Annotated in this window: 14 protein-coding genes and 1 pseudogene; 13 read left to right on the forward strand and 2 right to left on the reverse strand. The window is 72.3% G+C overall.

The features are described 5' to 3' along the window. The first annotated feature begins 3 nt into the window (after positions 1–3). From ACFWP2_RS27090 to ACFWP2_RS27130, 9 genes and pseudogenes are all read left to right on the forward strand, one after another. Entirely contained in the window at positions 4–909 is a 906-nt protein-coding gene (locus tag ACFWP2_RS27090) for an RNA polymerase sigma factor SigF (protein WP_380456015.1), read from the forward strand. Positions 910–1,686: 777 nt separating this feature from the next. Then, a complete protein-coding gene (locus ACFWP2_RS27095; protein ID WP_380456018.1) occupies positions 1,687–4,053 on the forward strand; it encodes a hypothetical protein in 2,367 nt (788 codons plus the stop codon). 113 nt (positions 4,054–4,166) lie between these two features. Beyond that, on the forward strand, positions 4,167–5,681 hold the full coding sequence (pelF, locus tag ACFWP2_RS27100; RefSeq protein WP_380456021.1) for a GT4 family glycosyltransferase PelF: 1,515 nt from the start codon (positions 4,167–4,169) through the stop codon (positions 5,679–5,681). Then, positions 5,678–7,198 carry a hypothetical protein gene (locus tag ACFWP2_RS27105; RefSeq protein WP_380456024.1) on the forward strand — a complete coding sequence of 507 codons (1,521 nt, stop codon included), beginning with the start codon at positions 5,678–5,680 and terminating at the stop codon, positions 7,196–7,198. The genes pelF and ACFWP2_RS27105 overlap by 4 nt, the downstream gene beginning before the upstream one ends. Positions 7,199–7,334: 136 nt before the next feature. Then, positions 7,335–8,327 carry an SDR family NAD(P)-dependent oxidoreductase gene (locus ACFWP2_RS27110; protein ID WP_380456027.1) on the forward strand — a complete coding sequence of 331 codons (993 nt, stop codon included), beginning with the start codon at positions 7,335–7,337 and terminating at the stop codon, positions 8,325–8,327. A 75-nt stretch (positions 8,328–8,402) separates the two neighbouring features. Next, positions 8,403–9,104, forward strand: a pseudogene (locus ACFWP2_RS27115) (NDP-sugar synthase); the annotation flags it as partial. A gap of 125 nt (positions 9,105–9,229) precedes the next feature. After that, complete coding sequence (locus tag ACFWP2_RS27120; protein WP_380456030.1) at positions 9,230–10,147, forward strand: NAD-dependent epimerase/dehydratase family protein; 918 nt, start codon at positions 9,230–9,232, stop codon at positions 10,145–10,147. After that, positions 10,144–10,839, forward strand: coding sequence for a spherulation-specific family 4 protein (locus tag ACFWP2_RS27125; RefSeq protein WP_380456034.1), 696 nt, complete (start codon positions 10,144–10,146; stop codon positions 10,837–10,839). Before ACFWP2_RS27120 ends, ACFWP2_RS27125 begins: the two co-directional genes overlap by 4 nt. A gap of 22 nt (positions 10,840–10,861) precedes the next feature. Continuing rightward, the gene (locus ACFWP2_RS27130) at positions 10,862–11,875 is read left to right on the forward strand and encodes an endo alpha-1,4 polygalactosaminidase (protein WP_380456037.1); all 1,014 of its coding nucleotides are present in this window, start codon (positions 10,862–10,864) and stop codon (positions 11,873–11,875) included. A gap of 54 nt (positions 11,876–11,929) precedes the next feature. Here ACFWP2_RS27130 and ACFWP2_RS27135 read toward each other — a convergent pair whose 3' ends face one another. Next, entirely contained in the window at positions 11,930–12,130 is a 201-nt protein-coding gene (locus ACFWP2_RS27135; RefSeq protein WP_380456040.1) for a hypothetical protein, read from the reverse strand. A 153-nt stretch (positions 12,131–12,283) separates the two neighbouring features. Here ACFWP2_RS27135 and ACFWP2_RS27140 point away from each other — a divergent pair, with 153 nt between their 5' ends. From ACFWP2_RS27140 to ACFWP2_RS27155, 4 genes are all read left to right on the forward strand, one after another. Then, positions 12,284–13,237, forward strand: a complete 954-nt coding sequence (locus ACFWP2_RS27140) for an aldo/keto reductase (RefSeq protein ID WP_380456043.1) — start codon at positions 12,284–12,286, stop codon at positions 13,235–13,237. A 186-nt stretch (positions 13,238–13,423) separates the two neighbouring features. Next, entirely contained in the window at positions 13,424–13,831 is a 408-nt protein-coding gene (locus ACFWP2_RS27145; RefSeq protein ID WP_380456046.1) for a WXG100 family type VII secretion target, read from the forward strand. Between the two features lie 13 nt (positions 13,832–13,844). After that, positions 13,845–16,058 carry a WXG100 family type VII secretion target gene (locus ACFWP2_RS27150; protein ID WP_380456049.1) on the forward strand — a complete coding sequence of 738 codons (2,214 nt, stop codon included), beginning with the start codon at positions 13,845–13,847 and terminating at the stop codon, positions 16,056–16,058. Next, complete coding sequence (locus ACFWP2_RS27155; RefSeq protein WP_380456052.1) at positions 16,055–17,095, forward strand: hypothetical protein; 1,041 nt, start codon at positions 16,055–16,057, stop codon at positions 17,093–17,095. Before ACFWP2_RS27150 ends, ACFWP2_RS27155 begins: the two co-directional genes overlap by 4 nt. Before the next feature lie 63 nt (positions 17,096–17,158). Here ACFWP2_RS27155 and ACFWP2_RS27160 read toward each other — a convergent pair. Further along, on the reverse strand, positions 17,159–17,899 hold a 741-nt coding region (locus ACFWP2_RS27160), incomplete at its 5' end, for a C40 family peptidase (protein ID WP_380456055.1).

Raw genomic sequence — 17,899 nt, forward strand, 5'->3', positions numbered from 1 at the left:
TGCATGTCCGGAGAGCTGGGCACTGCGGAGATCCACGCCGGCCGGGCCAACGGCACGGCCGTCGCCGAGGACCTGGTCCCGCGGCAGCGGGTCGAACCGGTCCGGCCGCCCGGCCCCGGCGCGGGATCGGAGACGCCGCCCGGCTCCGGGCTGGACACCCGGACGCTGTCCCGCTCGCTGTTCCTGCGGCTGGCCGCGCTGGACCCGGGCAGCGCCGAGCACACGTACGTCCGCGACACCCTGATCGAGCTCAACCTGCCGCTGGTCCGGTACGCCTCGGCGCGCTTCCGCAGCCGCAACGAGCCGATGGAGGACATCGTCCAGGTCGGCACCATCGGCCTGATCAAGGCGATCGACCGGTTCGACCCGGAGCGCGGGGTGGAGTTCCCCACCTTCGCGATGCCCACCGTGGTGGGCGAGATCAAGCGCTTCTTCCGGGACACCAGCTGGTCGGTCCGGGTGCCGCGGCGGCTCCAGGAGCTGCGGCTGGCGCTCACCAAGGCCGGCGACGACCTCTCCCAGCGGCTGGACCGCTCCCCCACCGTCGCCGAGCTGGCGGCCTGCCTGGGGGTCAGCGAGGAGGACGTGGTCGAGGGCCTCGCGGTCGGGAACGCGTACACCGCCAGCTCGCTCGACTCCAGCACCGGCGAGGAGGACAGCGACGGGCCGCTGGCCGACCGGCTCGGCTACGAGGACCTCGCGCTGGAGGGCGTCGAGTACCGGGAGTCGCTCAAGCCGCTGCTGGCCAAGCTGCCGCCGCGCGAGCGCCGGATCATCATGCTGCGGTTCTTCGGCAACCTGACCCAGTCTCAGATCGGCGAGGAGATCGGGATCTCCCAGATGCACGTCTCCCGGCTGCTCACCCGCACGCTCACCCAGCTGCGCGAGGGACTGATCAACGAGGGCTGAGCCCGCCGCCGGAGACGGGGGCCGGGCTCCGCTCGACCCCCGGGCCGCCCGGCGCCCCGCGGGACCCGCGTCGCGGACCGGCGCGGCGGAACGGAACTCCGCTTTCCCCGACCGTGCATGACGGTCCGTCACACACCGCCGAGCGGCCGAGGCCCTCGGCGGTGACGCGGTTTCAGGCCATCGCCGCGCGACGCCGCCCCGCGCCGCGGAATCCGCCCCTCAGCCGCGCGACTCCCGCCCGGATCCCGGGCATTCGGCGCGCCGCGCAAAGCGTGACCGCGTCCGACCAGCGGCGTTCTACCGGGCTCCGGTGACGCATTCCGTACGCCCGGGAATCCCGCCGGCTCGGTATGCTGATCTACCACGTGAGCACCCCATTGCATATTCGGACTGTCACATGGCACAGCGCTGCCCGATATTGCATGAACCTGCCCAACCGGGCGACGGGATGTGCAAGAGTGTCATGCGCAACGACGACAGTGCAGGTGCCCCGCCCACCCCACTGAGCACACCCTCGGTAACCACGTGTAGCAGCCAGCTTCCGGTTTTTCATTTTCAATTCATTATTTGCGCCGCCGGTACGGTTCCGGTCACAATCAGCGCCTTCGTGGCTTCGCCATGAACGTTGGTAACAGGTTCGCTGCACTCTCGCCCAATTGGTCCCTCGCACCGCCGTCCCTCGACCAGGATGGGCCCGGGCAGCCTGCTGCCCGCGAACAGCTACACGGGCAGGCGAGCGTCGAGGAGCGCCGCGCCTGCCCCAAGGGGAGGAACACCATGGGTCGAGCGACCCGAAGAGTCGCCGCGTGCGCGGCGGCAGTCCTACTGGCCAGCGGCTTGCAGACCACCCTGGCCCATGGCGAGACCACACCGCCCAGGATCGACCTCACCGTCCTGGTCGTCGACGACGGCGGCCCGTCCGTCGCCGCCATCACCGCGGAGCTGAAGAGCCAGGGCACGCCCTACAAGGTCGTCAGCCTCAATGACACCAACCGTCCCGTGATCAACTCCGCTTTCCTGAGCGACACGGTGAACGGTCTGCCCCGGGGGAAGTTCCAGGGCATCGTGCTGCCCAATGAAAACCCCTTCCCCAACAGTGCCGCCGAGATGGCGGCGATCGCGAGCTACGAAGCCGCATTCAACGTCCGCCAGATCGACGCGTACACGTGGGCCAACCCGGCGGTGGGTCTGAACTACGCGCAGAATCCCGGATTCGTCGGCACTCTCGACGGATTCCAGGGCGCCACCACCGCGGCCGGAACTTCGGGCCCGTTCGGGTACCTCAAGGGCAGCGTCCCGTTCGAGGACAACGACTCGACCGTCAGCGAGAGCTACGGCTACCTGGCCACTCCGCTCGCCAGCCTGCCGGCCGGCGCCTCGTTCGTCCCGCTGGTCGACGCGCCGATACCCAACACGACCGCCCGCGGTTCGCTGGTCGGCGAGTACACCCACGACGGCCGCAAGGAACTGGTCGTCACGTTCGTCTACAACCAGTACCAGCAGCAGTACCGGCTGCTGGCCCGCGGCATGGTCGACTGGCTCACCCAGGGCGTCCACCTCGGCTACGACCGCAACTACTTCGCCACCCACGTGGACGACGTGTTCCTGGCCGACGACCGCTGGGACACCACGCTCAAGTGCACCCCCGGCGACGTCACCTGCCCGCCCGGCACCCCGGACACCGCCAACCCGATCCGGATGACGGTCGACGACGCCAACCACCTCAAGCAGTGGCAGGCCGCCAACAACTTCACCCTGGACATGGTGTTCAACGGTGGCGGCAGCGAGGACTGGAAGGCCGATCACGAGACCACCGCCGACCCCACGGTGGACCAGATGATCGCCGACCAGAGCAGCTACCGGTGGGTCAACCACACCTACACCCACCCGTACCTGGGCTGCGTCCAGAACGTCACCGTGGTGCCGTGGGTCTGCTCCAAGAACTCCGCGGGCGGCACGGTCTGGGTCGACCAGAACACCATCAACACCCAGATCAGGAACAACGCCGACTGGGCCACCGCGCGCGGCCTCCAGTTCGACCCGCAGACCCTGGTCACCGGTGAGCACTCCGGGCTGCTGACCGCCCCGCAGGAGACCAGCGACAACCCGAACCTGGCACCGGTGCTGGCCGCCAACGGCATCAAGTTCACCGCCAGCGACGCCTCCCGCGAGACCGGCCAGCGGGCCGTCGGCACGTCCACGCTGACCGTGCCGCGGTACCCGATGAACGTCTTCTACAACGCCGCCACGGCGAAGGAGGAGACCGACGAGTACAACTGGATCTACACCAGCAAGGCCAACGGCGGCAGCGGCGTCTGCGAGAACAACGCCAACTCGACCTGCCTGTCGCAGCCGCTGGACGTCAACACCGGCTACCAGTCGTACATCGTGCCGCTGGAGGCCCGGATCGACCTCGGCCACGTGCTGAACAACGACCCGCGGCCGCACTTCGTGCACCAGTCGAACCTGTCCGAGGACCGCATCCTGTACCCGGTGCTGGAGAAGATCCTCGGCACCTACCGCTCGCTGCACGCGGACAGCGCCCCGATCGTGAACCTGAGCCAGCGCGAGATCGGCCAGGAGTTCCAGCGCCGCGCGGCCTGGAACAACGCGATCGCCGCCGGTCAGGTCACCGCCTACCGGGTCGGCAACACCGTCACCGTGAACGCGCCGTCCGGCGTTCAGGTCCAGGCCACCATGCCGACCGGAACTGCTCAGAAGCTCGCCATCGGAACGGGCGGGTTCGGTTCGTCCTACGCCGGTACGCTCTCGGGTTGGGTGTCCCCGGGCGCGCTGCAGAGCAGCATCACCCTGCAGCTGCCGTCCGCGCCGGCCGCCCCGGCCGCCGTCGCGCCGAGCGTCGCGGCCAAGTCCGTCCCGGCCCCGGTGCCGACGGACAAGAAGGTCGTGCCCCAGGGCGTCGCCACCCCCGTCCCGGTGGGCCCGAGCGACACCACGCGCAAGCCCGCTCCGTCCCTGGTCCCGGGTAGCGGAACCCCGGTGCCGGGCAAGGACGTCGCCGCTGGCACCATCGGTCAGGGCGGCAACGGCCACCACGGCGACACCGCTGCGACGAAGAACGGCAAGTCGTCTGGGGGGACGACCACGCCGAGCAGCACCACCGGACGCTCCGGCAACCGGTAACGGAACCACCCGCCGTCGGCGGGGTCGGGCCGGTCGCCCGGCCCGGCCCCGCCACGGCTCCCGTTCCGGCCATCCAGGCCGGAACCGACGCAAGAACAGGAGGGGGGACAGGAATGCGCGTCACCCTGCTCACCGAGGGGACGTATCCGCACCAGCACGGCGGCGTGAGCGTCTGGTGCGACCAGCTCGTTCAAGGCATGCCGGACGTCGAGTTCGACGTCATCGCCGTCACCGGAACCGGGCACGAACCACTGGCCTGGGAGCTGCCCGCCAACGTGCGGTCGGTCACCACCGCACCGCTGTGGGGGCCGGCCTCGGAAGGCCGGCCGCCCCGCGGCAAGGAGATGCGGCGCTTCCTCAACGCGTACGAGCGCTTCCTGCACTCCATCCTCGATCCCGTCTACACCACCCACTTCGGCACCGAGCTGTACAACTTCGCCGACCTCGCCCGGCGCGGGCTGCTCAGCCCGGCGCTGCGCAGCGAGCGCGCGCTGCGCACCCTCCAGCAGGTCTGGACCCGCGACTACCTGCCGACCGCCGTCTCCCGGCCCACCCTGCACGACGCCCTGAACGCCACCGACCTGCTGGAGCACGCCCTGCGGCCGCTCTCGGCCGAGCCGCCGAAGGACGGCGTCGCGCACGCGGCCAGCGGCGGGCTCGCCACCCTGCCCGGGCTGATCGCCGCCCAGCAGTACGGCGTACCGTTTCTGCTCACCGAGCACGGCATCTACCTGCGCGAGCGCTACCTCGGCTACCGCACCGGCCCGTACCGCTGGCCGGTCAAGGCACTGCTGCTCGGCTTCTACCGGATGCTCGCCGAGGAGAGCTACCGGCAGGCCGCGCTGGTCACCCCCGGCAACCGGTACAACCGGCGCTGGGAGGAGCGCGGCGGCACGCCGTCCTCGCACATCCGCACCGTCTACAACGGAGTGGACCCGGCGGCCTTCCCGCCGGCCGGCCCCGAACCCGAGACGCCGACCCTCAGCTGGGCCGGCCGGGTCGACCCGATCAAGGACCTGGAGACGCTGATCCAGGCCTTCGCCATCGTCCAGCGAGAGATCCCCGAGGCGCGGCTGCGGCTCTTCGGCGGCACTCCCAAGGGCGGCGAGGCGTACCGGGACCGCTGCATAGCCCTGGCCGCCGAACTCGGCATAGCCGATTCGGTGGCCTTCGAGGGCCGCGTCGCCGACATCACCGACGCGTACGCGGCGGGCAACGTGGTCATGCTCTCCAGCATCAGCGAGGGCTTCCCGTTCACCCTGATCGAAGCGATGTCCTGCGGCCGCGCGACCGTCTCCACCGACGTCGGCGGCGTGCGCGAGGCCGTCGGCGACACCGGACTGGTCGTCCCGCCGCGCGAGCCCGAGCCGATGGCGGCCGCCGCGATCGAGCTGCTGCGCGACGCCGAACGGCGCGCCCGGCTCGGCGAGGGCGCCCGGCTGCGGGTGATCGAGCAGTTCACCCTCCGCCAGAACATCGACGGATTCCGCGGCATCTACACCGAACTCCTGGGCACCGCCCGCTGGATGCCCGGCGGCGTGGTCGCCGTCACCGACCAGGTCCCCAGCCCCGACTGGGACCAGCAGCTGGCCGCCGCCCGCCCCGAGCACAGCGAGGTCGGAGCATGAGTGGTCCACTCCGTCTGGTTCCGGACGAGGCCGGATCCGAGCACACCGTGCAGCTGCGCACCCTGCCGCTCAAGCGCCGTCGCCCCGCCGCGCCGGAGTCGGAGCCCGAGGAATCGCTCTACCTCTCCGCGGACCCGCTGGACGAACTCGCCGAGCGCCTGCGCGACGTCTGCGCCGACGCCGTCCACCCGTACGAGATCGCGGCCTTCCTGGAGTCCGACGGCCTCTCGGACGAGCAGGCCGCCCTGCTGTACGGCCGCCCCGACGCCTTCACCGTCGCCGAGGAGCTGTTCGAGAAGGTCCAGCGCCGCTACCCCGGCCCGAGCTCCGAGTTCGCCAACCCCTGGCGGGCCGACCCCTGGCGCTGCGTGGTGCGCGGCCTGGTGTTCGCCCTGCCGGGGCTCGGCTACCTGCTCGGCGCCAGTCTGTTCGCGACCACCCGGACGCGCTTCGGCCTGCCCTCGGGCATGCTCGCGCTGTCCGTCGCCACGCTGGTCAGCTGGGGCTTCAACCAGGCGCTGGCGCACCGCGCCTACCGCTGGCTGGGCCGGCTGCGCCGCCGCGAGGCCGCGGTCTGCCTGGCCGTCGGCGCCCCGGTCGGCGCGCTGGTCGCGGCCGCCTCCGCGTACGTGGTCGGCGGGCCGCTCGGCGCGCTGGGCTTCGCCGCCGGGCAGTCCTGCTACCTGGGCGCGGCCACCGTGCTGCTGGTGCTCGGGCGGGAGAAGTTCCTGCTGCTGTCGCTGGCCCCGGCCTCGGTCGGCGCGGGCGTGGTGCTGGCGGTGGACGTCCCGCAGCTGGTCCGTACGGTCGTGCTGCTCGCCTCGGTGGCCCTGGCGGTCGGACTGGCCGTCCGGGAGCTGCTGGTCTGCGTCCGCGGCGGCGAGCGCGACTCCGTCGAGCTGAGGCTGCCGGTCCGCCAGGAGGTCCCGCACCTGCTGTTCGGCCTGGCCTGCGGCGCGCTCACGCTGATCGCCGGCCTCGGCGGGACCATCCACCAGGCCGTGCAGAGCGGCGGCCACCCCGCGCAGGCCACGTCGACCACCCCGACCGGCCCGGCCATGATCGCGCTGACGCTCAGCCTGGGCCTCGCCGAGTGGCTGCTCTTCCGCTACCGGGCGCTGGCGGTCGCCGCGCTGCGCACCAGCCACACCAGCGGCCAGTTCTCCCGCCGCACCGGCGCGATCCTGCTCGGCTGCCTGTTCATCTACCTCACCACCGTGGCCGCGCTTGACGCCGCCGCGACCGTGCTGTGGCCCGGCGCCCCCGCGCTCGGCGTGCCGCAGCTCGGCGCGATGCTGCTCCTCGGCGGCTCGCTCTGGCTGGCGCTGCTGCTGAACGCCTTCGGGTTCAGCTGGAGCACCGCCCTCGTCTGTCTGGCCGCCGCGGTCGCCGAGAGCGCCGGGCTGCTGGCAGGTGCGGACCCGATCGTCCTGCAGCTGATCGGCTGCGGGGCGGCCGCCGTCGTCCTCACCGCACTCGCCGGGCCCGCGCTCGGCCGCACCACCCAGCACCGCTGAACACATCGAATATCCCGCACGCCTCCGTTCGCGTGCACCGCCGTACCCGTTTCACCTGAGACACCCACCGGGCCTACGGCGGCCGGCCTCCGCAGGGCGTCCGGCCGCCCCGGCAGATCGAGAAAGCGAAATCCGCATGAGCAGCGTCGCGGTTACCGGAGCCGAGGGCTTCATCGGCTCCCACCTCGTCGAGACCCTGGTCGCCGACGGGCACCACGTCCGCGCGATGGTCCAGTACAACTCGTTCTCGTCCTTCGGCTGGCTGGAGACCCTGTCCGAGGAGGTGCTGGACTCGGTCGAGATCATCCTCGGCGACGTCCGGGATCCGGGCTCGGTCAACGGCCTGGTCAAGGGCACCGAGGCGGTCTACCACCTGGCCGCCCTGATCGCGATCCCCTACTCCTACCGAGCCCCCCACTCGTACGTGGACACCAACGTCACCGGCACCCTGAACGTGCTGGAGGCGGTGCGCCACCTGGAGATCCCCCGCCTGGTGCACACCTCCACCAGCGAGACCTACGGCACCGCGCAGACCGTGCCGATCACCGAGGACCACCCGATCAACACCCAGTCCCCGTACGCCGCCTCCAAGGCCGGCGGGGACCGGCTGGCCGACAGCTACCACGCCAGTTTCGAGACCCCGGTCGTCACCCTGCGCCCGTTCAACACCTACGGGCCGCGCCAGTCGATGCGCGCCGTCATCCCCACGGTGATCGCCCAGGTCGCGGCCGGCCAGACCGAGATCACCCTCGGCGACCTGCGCCCGACCCGCGACTTCATGTTCGTCAAGGACACCGCGAACGCCTTCCGCACGGTGGGCACCGCGCCCGCCGAGACGGTGGTCGGCCGGACCTTCAACGCCGGCACCGGCGGCGAGATCTCGGTCGGCGACCTGGTCACCCTGGTCGGCAAGCTGATGGGCGTGGACCTGGTGGTGAAGGAGGACGAGCAGCGCATCCGTCCGACCAACTCCGAGGTCATGCGCCTGGTCGCGGACGCGACCCGGCTGCGCGGGGCCACCGGCTGGGCCCCGAACTTCAGCCTGGAGCAGGGCCTGGAGCAGACCATCGAGTTCTTCCGCGACCCGGCCAACCTGGCCCGCTACAAGACCGACATCTACAACGTCTGATCCGCCGCAACCGATCTTGCTCGTCCTGGTAACCAAGGTTCGTGTCCTGCACATCCTTTCCGTGGGGGAAACACCATGCACGCAGTGATCCTGGCCGGCGGTAAGGGCGTCCGTCTCCGCCCGTACACCACCGCGCTTCCCAAGCCGCTCGTTCCGATCGGCGACCAGCACGCGATCCTGGAGATCGTGATGCGCCAGCTCGCCGCCGCGGGCTTCCAGAGCGTCACTCTGGCCATCGGCCACCTCGGCCACATCATCCGCGCCTACGTCGGCAACGGCTCCCAGTGGGGCCTGCGGGTCGGCTACGCCGTCGAGGACAGCCCGCTCGGCACCATGGGCCCGCTGCTCACCATGCAGGAGCGCCTGCCCGAGCACTTCCTGGTGATGAACGGCGACATCCTGACCGACCTGGACTTCGCCGGGGTGCTCAAGCACCACGAGGCGTCCGGCGCCCCGCTGACCATCGCCACCTACGCCCGCCAAGTCAAGATCGACTTCGGTGTGCTGACCGCCGACGAGGGCACCATCACCGGCTTCCAGGAGAAGCCCAGCATCGACTACCGCGTCTCGATGGGCGTGTACGGCGTCTCCCGCGCGGCGCTCGCCAAGTACACCCCCGGCCTGCCGCTGGGCTTCGACGAGCTGGTGCTGGACCTGCTGGCCGCCGGCACCCCGCCGTCCGCGTACGAGTTCGGCGGCTACTGGCTGGACATCGGCCGGCCCGACGACTACGACCGGGCCAACGCCGAGTTCTCCACCATCCGCCCGGTGCTGATGCCCTTCGAGTCGACCCCGCTCACGCCGAGCGTGGCGGAGCTGCCGATCCCGGCCGCCCGCACCGCCCCGGACGACGAGCCCGCCGAGCCCGCCACCGCGGGCGTCGAGAGCGACGGACGGGCCGCGTGAGAATTCTGCTCCTCGGCGGCGACGGCTTCCTCGGCCGTCACGCCACCGCCGTCCTGCGGTCACTGCCCGGTGCCACCGTGCTGACCGCGGGCCGGCGGCCCGCCCACGATCTCCGGCTGGACCTGGCCACAGCCCAGGCCGGCCCGCTCGGCGAGGAACTGTCCGCGCTGGCCCCCGACGCGGTGGTCAACTTCGCCGGCGCGGTGGCCGGCAGCGCGGTCAAGCTCGCCGAGGTGAACGCCCGCGGCCCGGCGGTGCTCTGCGAGGCGCTCTCCCTCGGCGCCCCGAAGGCCCGTCTGGTGCACATCGGTTCGGCCGGCGAGTACGGCGTCTGCGCGCGGGGCGAGTCGCTCGCCGAGGACGCCGACGCCCGTCCGGTCGGCGTGTACGGCGCGACCAAGCTGGCCGGTTCCCTCGCGGTGGCCGGCTCGCCGCTGGACGCCGTGGTGCTGCGGGTGTTCAACCCGGTCGGCCCCGGCGCGCCGGCGGGCTCGCTGCCCGGACGGCTGGCCGCCGAGCTGCGCCGGGTGGCGCCCGAGGGCACCGACGGCGTGATCACGGTCGGCGACCTCTCCGCCTACCGCGACTTCGTCGACGCCCGGGACGTGGCCGCGGCGGTCGGCCTGGCCGTCACCGCCGACGGTCCGCTCCCCCGGGTGCTCAACCTGGCCTCCGGGCGGGCCCGGCAGGTCCGGGCGATCGCCGACGGGCTGGTCGCCGCGGCCGGCTTCACCGGCCGGATCGACGAGAGCGGGGCGGGTTCCGAGCGCTCGGCCGCGGTCTCCTGGCAGCAGGCCGACGTGTCGGCCGCCGCCCGGGAGCTCGGCTGGCAGCCGGAGACGGACCTCGCCGACACCCTGCGCGACCTGTGGCTCGGCACCGCCGCGCCCACGTCCGACCCGGTGGTCGCATGACCACCGGGCACACCCCCGACGGCCGCCTGCTGGTGCCGCTGTACGTCCACCCCGCGGTGGACCCGGCGGCCTGGCAGGCGGTCGCCGCCGCCGACCCGGCCCGGATCGCGGCCGTCGTGCTCAACCTCGCCGACGGCCCGGGTGACGTCCCGGACCACGTCTTCACCGAGGCGGCCGACCGACTCCGTTCCGCCGGACTGCCGTTGGTCGGCTACGCCGACACCGACTACGGCCGCCGCCCGCACGCGGCGGTGGTGGCCGACATCCTGACGTACCGTCAGCGACACGGCATCACCGGCGTCTACCTCGACCAGGTCACCACCCACCCGGGCGCACTCGCGCACTACCGGCGGCTGGCCACGGCCGCCCGCGCGGCCGGCTGCGGCACCGTGGTGTTCGGCCACGGCGAGCACCCGGACCCGGGCTACGCCGAAGTCGGCCTGGCCGACCTGCTGGTGACCTTCGAGGGCGACTGGGACGCCTACCGCGACATGACACTGCCGTTGTGGACCGGCCGGCACGCGGCCTCCCGCTTCTGCCACCTGGTCTACGACGTCCCCGCCGAACACGCCCAGGACGCCGCCGCCCTGATCGCCGCCCGGCGAGCCGGCGTCGGCTGCGCCGTACCGGGAGCCGGGGAGAACCCCTGGCGCACCCTGCCGTACGGCCTGAACGCCGCTGAACTGACCTGACCCGATCCGGAGTCCGACTACCGTGAACCGTCGCAACCGGCTGCTTCCGGCCGCCCTGGCCCTCGCCACCGCCACCGCCCTGCTGGTCAGTTCGTGCAGCAGCTCGGGATCGGAGGACGACCAGGACTCGGCCGAAGGCACCCCGAGCAACTCCCCCGCGGCCACCGCGCCGAGCGTCCCCGGCACCCCCGACGCGACCACCGCCGCCCCGGGCACCCCCGGGGCCACCACCCCCGGCACCACCGCGCTGGCCCCGGGCACCCCGGCCGGCAGCCCGCCGCCCGCCACCACGCCGGGCACCGGCACCCCGCCGGGCAACCCGGCGCCCCCGGCCGGCGCCCGCTGGCAGCCCACCCCGGGCCTGGCCTGGCAGTGGCAACTCGGCGGCGGCGTCGACCAGTCGGTGGACGTCCCGGTCTACGACATCGACGGCTTCGAGAACGACGCCTCGGTGGTGGCCGCGCTGCACGCCAAGGGCCGCAAGGCGATCTGCTACATCAACGCCGGCTCCTGGGAGGACTTCCGCCCCGACTCCGCCGCCTTCGCCAAGTCCCTCCAGGGCTCGGACACCGGCTGGAAGGGCGAGAAGTGGTTCGACATCCGCAAGCTCGACCAGCTGAGGCCGCTGATGGCCGCCCGCTTCGACATGTGCCGGAGCAAGGGCTTCGACGCCGTCGAGCCGGACACCATCGAGGCCTACAACCAGAACAGCGGCTTCCCGCTGACGGCCGACGACCAGCTCAGGTACAACCGGATGCTGGCGCAGCTCGCCCACGAACGCGGCCTGGCCATCGGCTTGAAGAACGACCTGGACCAGATCCCGGCGCTGCTCCCGGACTTCGACTTCGCGGTCAACGAGGAGTGCGCGCAGTTCGACGAGTGCGACCGGGTCGCCCCCTTCGTCAAGGCGGGCAAGGCGGTCTTCCACGTCGAGTACAAGCTCGACACGGACCGGTTCTGCGGCAAGGCCAAGTCGCTGGGCTTCAGCTCGATGCGCAAGAAGCTCGAACTGGACGCCTGGCGCAAGCCCTGCTGACGCGTTCCTCTCCCGTCGCGCGGGTGACCCGGACGAGGGTCACCCGCGCGAGGGTCACTTGACCGCCAGCCAGATCACGCCGCCCAGGACGACCAGCGCGACGACGGCGATCAGCGCGATCACGCCGGTGCGGCTGCCGCTCTTGCTGCTGCCGTAGGTGGAAACGTTGCCCGGGGCCTGGGCCGCCGGGGTCTCGTCGACGAACGCCCGGAACATCTGGGTGCTGCCGGCGGGGTCGTAGTCGTTGTCAGCCATGGCACGGACTCTAACGAATCGGCCCACCTCGGGCACACCCCGGACCCCCGTCGCACGGAACACACCACCCCCACGTGCGACAGCGGCACGACGGCTCCGTGAACACCGCGCGGTTCCGGAATGACCGGCCGCGCGATCCGGTTGACTTCCCCCATGACCGGAAACCACGACCGGGTGCGACTCGGTACCTCCGACCTGTCCGTCTTCCCGCTCTCCCTCGGCGGCAACGTCTTCGGCTGGACGGCCGACGAGCAGCAGTCCTTCGCCGTCCTGGACGCCTACACGGCCGCCGGCGGCAACTTCGTCGACACCGCCGACGTCTACTCCTCCTGGGCCCCGGGCAACACCGGCGGCGAGTCGGAGACCGTCCTCGGCAACTGGCTGCGCAGCCGTGGCAACCGCGACGACATCGTGATCGCCACCAAGGTCGGCATGCACGCCGAGCGCAGCGGCCTGGGCGCCGCCAACGTCAAGGCCGCGGCCGAGGACTCGCTGCGCCGCCTGGGCGTCGAGCGGATCGACCTCTACTACACCCACCGGGACGACGACACCCCGGTCGAGGAGTTCGTCACCGCGCTGGACGAACTGGTCCGCGAGGGCAAGGTCCGGGCGGTCGCCGCCTCCAACATCTCCGCCGAGCGGCTCACCGAGGCGCTGGCCTTCGCCGAGCGCGAGGGCCTGGCGAAGTACGTCGCCGTCCAGCCGCACTACAACCTGGTCTCGCGCGGCACCTTCGAGGGCGCGCTGGCCGACGTGGTCGCCGATCACGGCCTGGCCACCGTCCCGTACTACGCGCTGGCCTCCGGCTTCCTGACCGGCAAGTACCGTCCGGGCGTCGGCGGCGTGGACAGCGCCCGCGCCGAGGGCGCGGCCCGCTACCTGGCCGAGCCGCGCGGCCCCGAGGTGTTGAAGGCGCTGGACACCGTCGCCGCCGAGCTGGAGGTGGAGCCCGCCTCCGTCGCCCTGGCCTGGCTCGCCGCCCGGCCGACGGTCGCCGCGCCGATCGCCAGCGCCCGCACCGTCGAGCAGCTCCCGCCGCTGCTGGCCGGGGCCACCCTGAAGCTCACCCCGGAGCAGACCGCCCTGCTGGACGCCGCCTCCGCCTGAGCCCGGAACCGCACCGCTCCCCCGCAGGCCGCGAACTCGCCCCGTCCCGGGCGCCGTTCGCGGCCTGCGGCGTTCCGGATCGTCCGTTGGTCCGGGAACCATCGGCGGGGCTGACAAGTCATGGTCAATGAACCATCAAGCACGCATCAAGACTTCACTCATGCCACGCCAATACGGGGGAACGCTTTGGCCGACAATCCTGCCTGGGACGGTCTGTTCGACGACGAGGACCGGAAGAAGTACGCGAGCATGCGGCTCAACTCCGCCGGGGGCGGCGGGAGCGGGGGCGGTGGCGGCGGCAAGGTGACCGTCACCCCCGCCGACCTGAAGGCGCGGGCCGGCACCGTCGACGAGATCAGGGGCAACTTCCACACCGTCGACGACAACGCCCAGGAGAAGACCACCAACGCCTATGCGTCGCTGACCAGTTGGCAGACCGGCCCGGAGCTGCGCAACCGCTCCATCCGCTGGGACAGCCAGGTCTCCACGCTCGGCAACCTCCTCTACGACCTCGCCCAGCGGCTGCGGAAGACCGCCGACCAGTACACGGCGACCGAGAACGCCAACAAGCAGAACCTGTCCGGCGGGAACTGAGGGGGCCACCACCGTGCTGACCTACGAGATCGTCCGCAACGCCAAGTTCGACGCGCTGCACGCGGCCGCCGAGGAGTGGAAGACCCTCCAGGCCCGCTACAGCGGCCTGAAGGACCGGCTGACCAACGAGGTCGCCAACAAGCTGGCCGCCGGCTGGGAGGGCGAGGCCGCCACCCAGGCCCGCGCGCAGATCCAGAAGGCCGCCGAGCAGATCGAGGCCGCCGGCAAGGAGTCCGCCGACATCAGCGGGCTGCTCGCCGACGCCGCCCAGCAGTTCGCCGCCGCCCAGGCCCGGCTGAAGAAGATCGCCGACGAGGACGGCCCGGCCAACCACCTCCAGGTGGACGGCACCGGGAAGGTCACCGACGTCCATCCGCTGCTGAAGGACAAGACCGCCCAGAACGACCCGGACTACGAGCGGGTCTTCCTGCCGCAGCGCAAGCGCGCGGTGGAGGACCTGGTCCACAGCCTCGAAGCGGCGCTCCAGCAGGCCGCCGACGCGGACCAGGCCGCCGCCTGGGCGCTGCGCTCGGACCCGAACGGCGCGAACGACTACTCGTTCAACGCCAACGGCTACAAGAGCATCGCCGAGGCCACCGAAGCCCGCAAGGACCTCGACGACGCGCTCACCCTGGCCGGGAAGGGCGGCGGCAACCTCTCGGTCGAGGAGCTGACCAGGCTCAACGCCCTGCTGGAGAAGCGCAGGAACGACCCGGCGTTCGCCGAGCAGTTCGCCACCACGCTCGGCCCGCGCGGCACCCTGGAGTTCTGGCGCGACGCCAACGACCCGGCCAAGTTCGGGGCGTACAGCAAGGAACGCAACGAGGCCGTGAAGAAGCTCCAGGCCTCGCTGGGCGCGACCCTGGGCACCGCCACCCAGAGCCACTCCAAGCCCATGCAGGACTGGGAGAACGAGATGCTCAAGCTCGGCCCCCAGGTCATCAACCACCCGGGCGGCGGACCGCAGCCCCGGGGCTACCAGCTGATGAGCAGCCTGATGCGCTCCGGCGAGTACGACAGCGACTTCCTCAACTCCTACGGCGACAGCCTGCTCAAGTTCGAACGCGCCACCAAGACCGACCCGCAGCTCATCTGGTCGCCCGACTCGACCCAGCCGAGCTGGGACCACCTCGGCGACGGGCGCGGCGGCGACGCGATGGTCGGCTTCATGGAGTCGCTCAGCCACAACCCGCAGGCCTCCACCCGCTTCCTGGACCCGGGCGACCCGCGGACCAACGACCACCTCAAGTACCTGGTGGACGACCGCCGTTGGCCCTCCGAGATGGGCCGCGGCGGCGGCTACGTGCACGGCCAGCACTCGCTCGGCCTGGCCATCGAGGCCGCCGCCACCGGCGACCGGGCCGGGCAGGAGGACGGCGTCCGGCACCACACCGAGGCCCAGGCCCGGGTCATGCGCGACACCGTCAACCTGCTGGACGGCGGCGTCAAGCACGAGGGGCTCCCGTCCGGCATGCAGCGCCCGATCGCCAACGCGCTGGCCGACTACGCCGCCGACACCCACGACATCCTCTCCGGCAGCAACCGCGCCTCCAAGGACCACGCGGGCGAGGACGCCAGCGGCGTCTGGGTCGACCCGGTCACCGGGGAGACCAGGATGGCCACCGACAAGGGCTCGCTGATCCGGGTCCTGCGCGGCATCGCCGACGACCCCGAGTCCCACCACATCGTCCAGCAGGCCGAGATGGTGCACGTCGCCCAGCAGCTCGCCGAACTCCCGCCGAACGTGGGCGAGAAGGAGTGGAAGGGCGTGATGGCCAACTCCTCGGTCGCCCTCGGCGTGTACGACGCCGTCCAGGCCGACGCCATCCTCGACCAGCGCGACGACGACACCAAGGTCGCGGCCTGGCGGGCCAAGGGCATGTACCAGGGCATCGGCACCCCGCTGAAGCTGGTCCCGATCCCCGGGGTGGCGGACGTGGCCCAGAGCCTGCTCGGCAGTGGGATCATGGGCTGGCAGATGAACGCCACCGAGGAGATCAACGCGGCCGCGGCCGGCAAGATCGAGGCGAACACCCTCACCGGCGCCAACGGCCGCAGCGGACACGAGGGGATCAGCGCCATGGTCGAGAAGTGGCAGCAGCAGCGGGCCGGCCTCAACCCCGACTCCCCGGCCGTCGACTGGGACGAGCAGCAGATGCGGACGATCTACAACACCGGTCGCAGCGACGCCGCCACCGCCCTCGGCCGCGGGGGCGAGAACAAGTGACGCCCGGGCCCGCGGAACCGCGCGGGGCACGTCGGCGGTGGCGGCTTCCGGTCGCCGCCGCCGTCGGGCTGGTCCTCGCCGCCGGCGCCGTGTTCTACCTGGGCGGCGGGTACGACCGCTGGCAGGACGGCCGCTCGCTGGCCGGGCTCTGCCACGGCAGCGTGGACACCGCCGAGGTCAAGGCCCTGCTCGGGGGCGACCGGGTGCGCGGCAAGGAGGCCGAGGCCCCGGAGGGCCTGGCATCCTGCACCGTGGTCGCCGCCGGGAAGCCCTCCGGCGGCTTCCTCGACGTCCGGGTCGGCCGGGCACCCGAGGAGGCCGGCAGGGCGCTGCACGATCTCCAGCGGGACCGTCCGAACCTCGCCACCACCATGGTGATGCCGTTCGGCCAGGGCCGCCGGGGCGTCCTGGACCTGGAGGGCCGGCTCCGCACGACCGCCGTCCTCCCCCTGGACTGCCCGAACTCCGCGGGCCTGCTGGTCACCGTCGAGAGCGTCGCCCTCAAGGGCGACGACCCGGCCCAGCGGGCCCGGTTCGCCCGGATCGCCGCCCGGGCCGCGGACGGCGCGGCCCGGGTCTGGGGCTGCACCGCGCCCTCCGGGGCGGAGATCACCGAGGTCCCCGCGGACACCCGGTACGCCAAGGTCCCGGACGGCGCGGCGAACGGCACCTGCGCCGGACTGCCCGGCCTCACCGGCGAGGCGCCCGCGGACCCGAACGCCCCGATCGAGGACTGCTTCCTCTACGCCGGCCAGGACACCCCGCGCTTCCGCCTGGGGGCGTACTACCCGCCGTTCGCGGACGTCCTCCCCTCCGTCGCCGATTACCCGGTCACCGGCCCGGCCGGCGCCAGGGACGACCTGGCCTGGGCCACCGCCACCTGCCCGGGCGGCGCCACCGCCCTCTTCACGGTGGACGCCGTGTTCGACGGCAGCCGGGCCGGCGCCCCCGACCCGGCCCTGGAGAAGGCGGCCCTGCGCACCTTCGCCACCCGCTCCGCCCAGCGTCACGGCTGCTCGGCGCCGCAACTGCCCTGAGGAGCAAGGAAACGGGCCCCCGGCAGCGCGATGCCGCCGGGGGCCCGTTTCCGTGCTCCGCGGCTACGGCCGCCCGAAGTGGGTCGGGTAGTAGCCCGAGTTGAGGGTGGAGACCCGGACGGTCTTGCCCGGCCGCGGTGCCTCCACGAAGGTGCCGCCGCCCAGGTAGATCCCCACGTGGTGGATCCCCGAGGCCCGGCCGCTGTCGGACCAGAACACCAGGTCGCCGCGGCGCAGCTGCCCGGCGGTGATCGGCGTGGTCGCCGCGTACTGGTCGTCGGCCACCCGCGGCAGGCTGATCCCCGCGCGCCGGTAGGCCTGCTGGACCAGCCCCGAACAGTCGTAGCCGGACGGGCCGTTGCCACCCCAGACGTACGGCTTGCCGAGCTGGGCGAGCGCGTAGTCGATGGCCGCCTCCATGCTCCCGGAGGCCGGCGCGGGGTTCGCCGAGGGGCGGCTCGCGGGGGGTGCGGGCTGGGCGGGGGCCTGGGCCGGACCGCCGCCGGACGTCCCGGTGCGGCTCGCGTAGACGTCGTAGTGACTGGTCCAGCGCCACTCGCCGCTGCCGTTCTTGAACCAGTACTTCGACCCGTCCCAGCCCTGGCGCATCCCGGCGGAGGAGGCCGAGCCGTTGGAGGCGGTCCGGGCGGCGGTGCCGGCCGAGCCGCCGCCGGACGTCCCGGTGCGGCTCGCGTAGACGTCGTGGTGGCTGGTCCAGCGCCACTCGCCGCTGCCGTTCTTGAACCAGTACTTCGACCCGTCCCAGCCCTGGCGCATCCCGGCGGAGGAGGCCGAGCCGTTGGA

Source organism: Kitasatospora sp. NPDC058444, assembly GCF_042721415.1.
In the GTDB taxonomy this organism is placed as follows: Bacteria; Actinomycetota; Actinomycetes; order Streptomycetales; family Streptomycetaceae; genus Kitasatospora.

What these genes read in the sequence shown, in the direction of transcription:
- ACFWP2_RS27125 (WP_380456034.1), top strand. Translation starts at nt 10,144, where the DNA reads ATGACCACCGGGCACACCCCCGACGGCCGCCTGCTGGTGCCGCTGTAC.
- ACFWP2_RS27095 (WP_380456018.1), top strand. Translation starts at nt 1,687, where the DNA reads ATGGGTCGAGCGACCCGAAGAGTCGCCGCGTGCGCGGCGGCAGTCCTA.
- pelF (WP_380456021.1), top strand. Translation starts at nt 4,167, where the DNA reads ATGCGCGTCACCCTGCTCACCGAGGGGACGTATCCGCACCAGCACGGC.
- ACFWP2_RS27090 (WP_380456015.1), top strand. Translation starts at nt 4, where the DNA reads ATGTCCGGAGAGCTGGGCACTGCGGAGATCCACGCCGGCCGGGCCAAC.
- ACFWP2_RS27110 (WP_380456027.1), top strand. Translation starts at nt 7,335, where the DNA reads ATGAGCAGCGTCGCGGTTACCGGAGCCGAGGGCTTCATCGGCTCCCAC.
- ACFWP2_RS27105 (WP_380456024.1), top strand. Translation starts at nt 5,678, where the DNA reads ATGAGTGGTCCACTCCGTCTGGTTCCGGACGAGGCCGGATCCGAGCAC.
- ACFWP2_RS27140 (WP_380456043.1), top strand. Translation starts at nt 12,284, where the DNA reads ATGACCGGAAACCACGACCGGGTGCGACTCGGTACCTCCGACCTGTCC.
- ACFWP2_RS27135 (WP_380456040.1), bottom strand. Translation starts at nt 12,130, where the DNA reads ATGGCTGACAACGACTACGACCCCGCCGGCAGCACCCAGATGTTCCGG.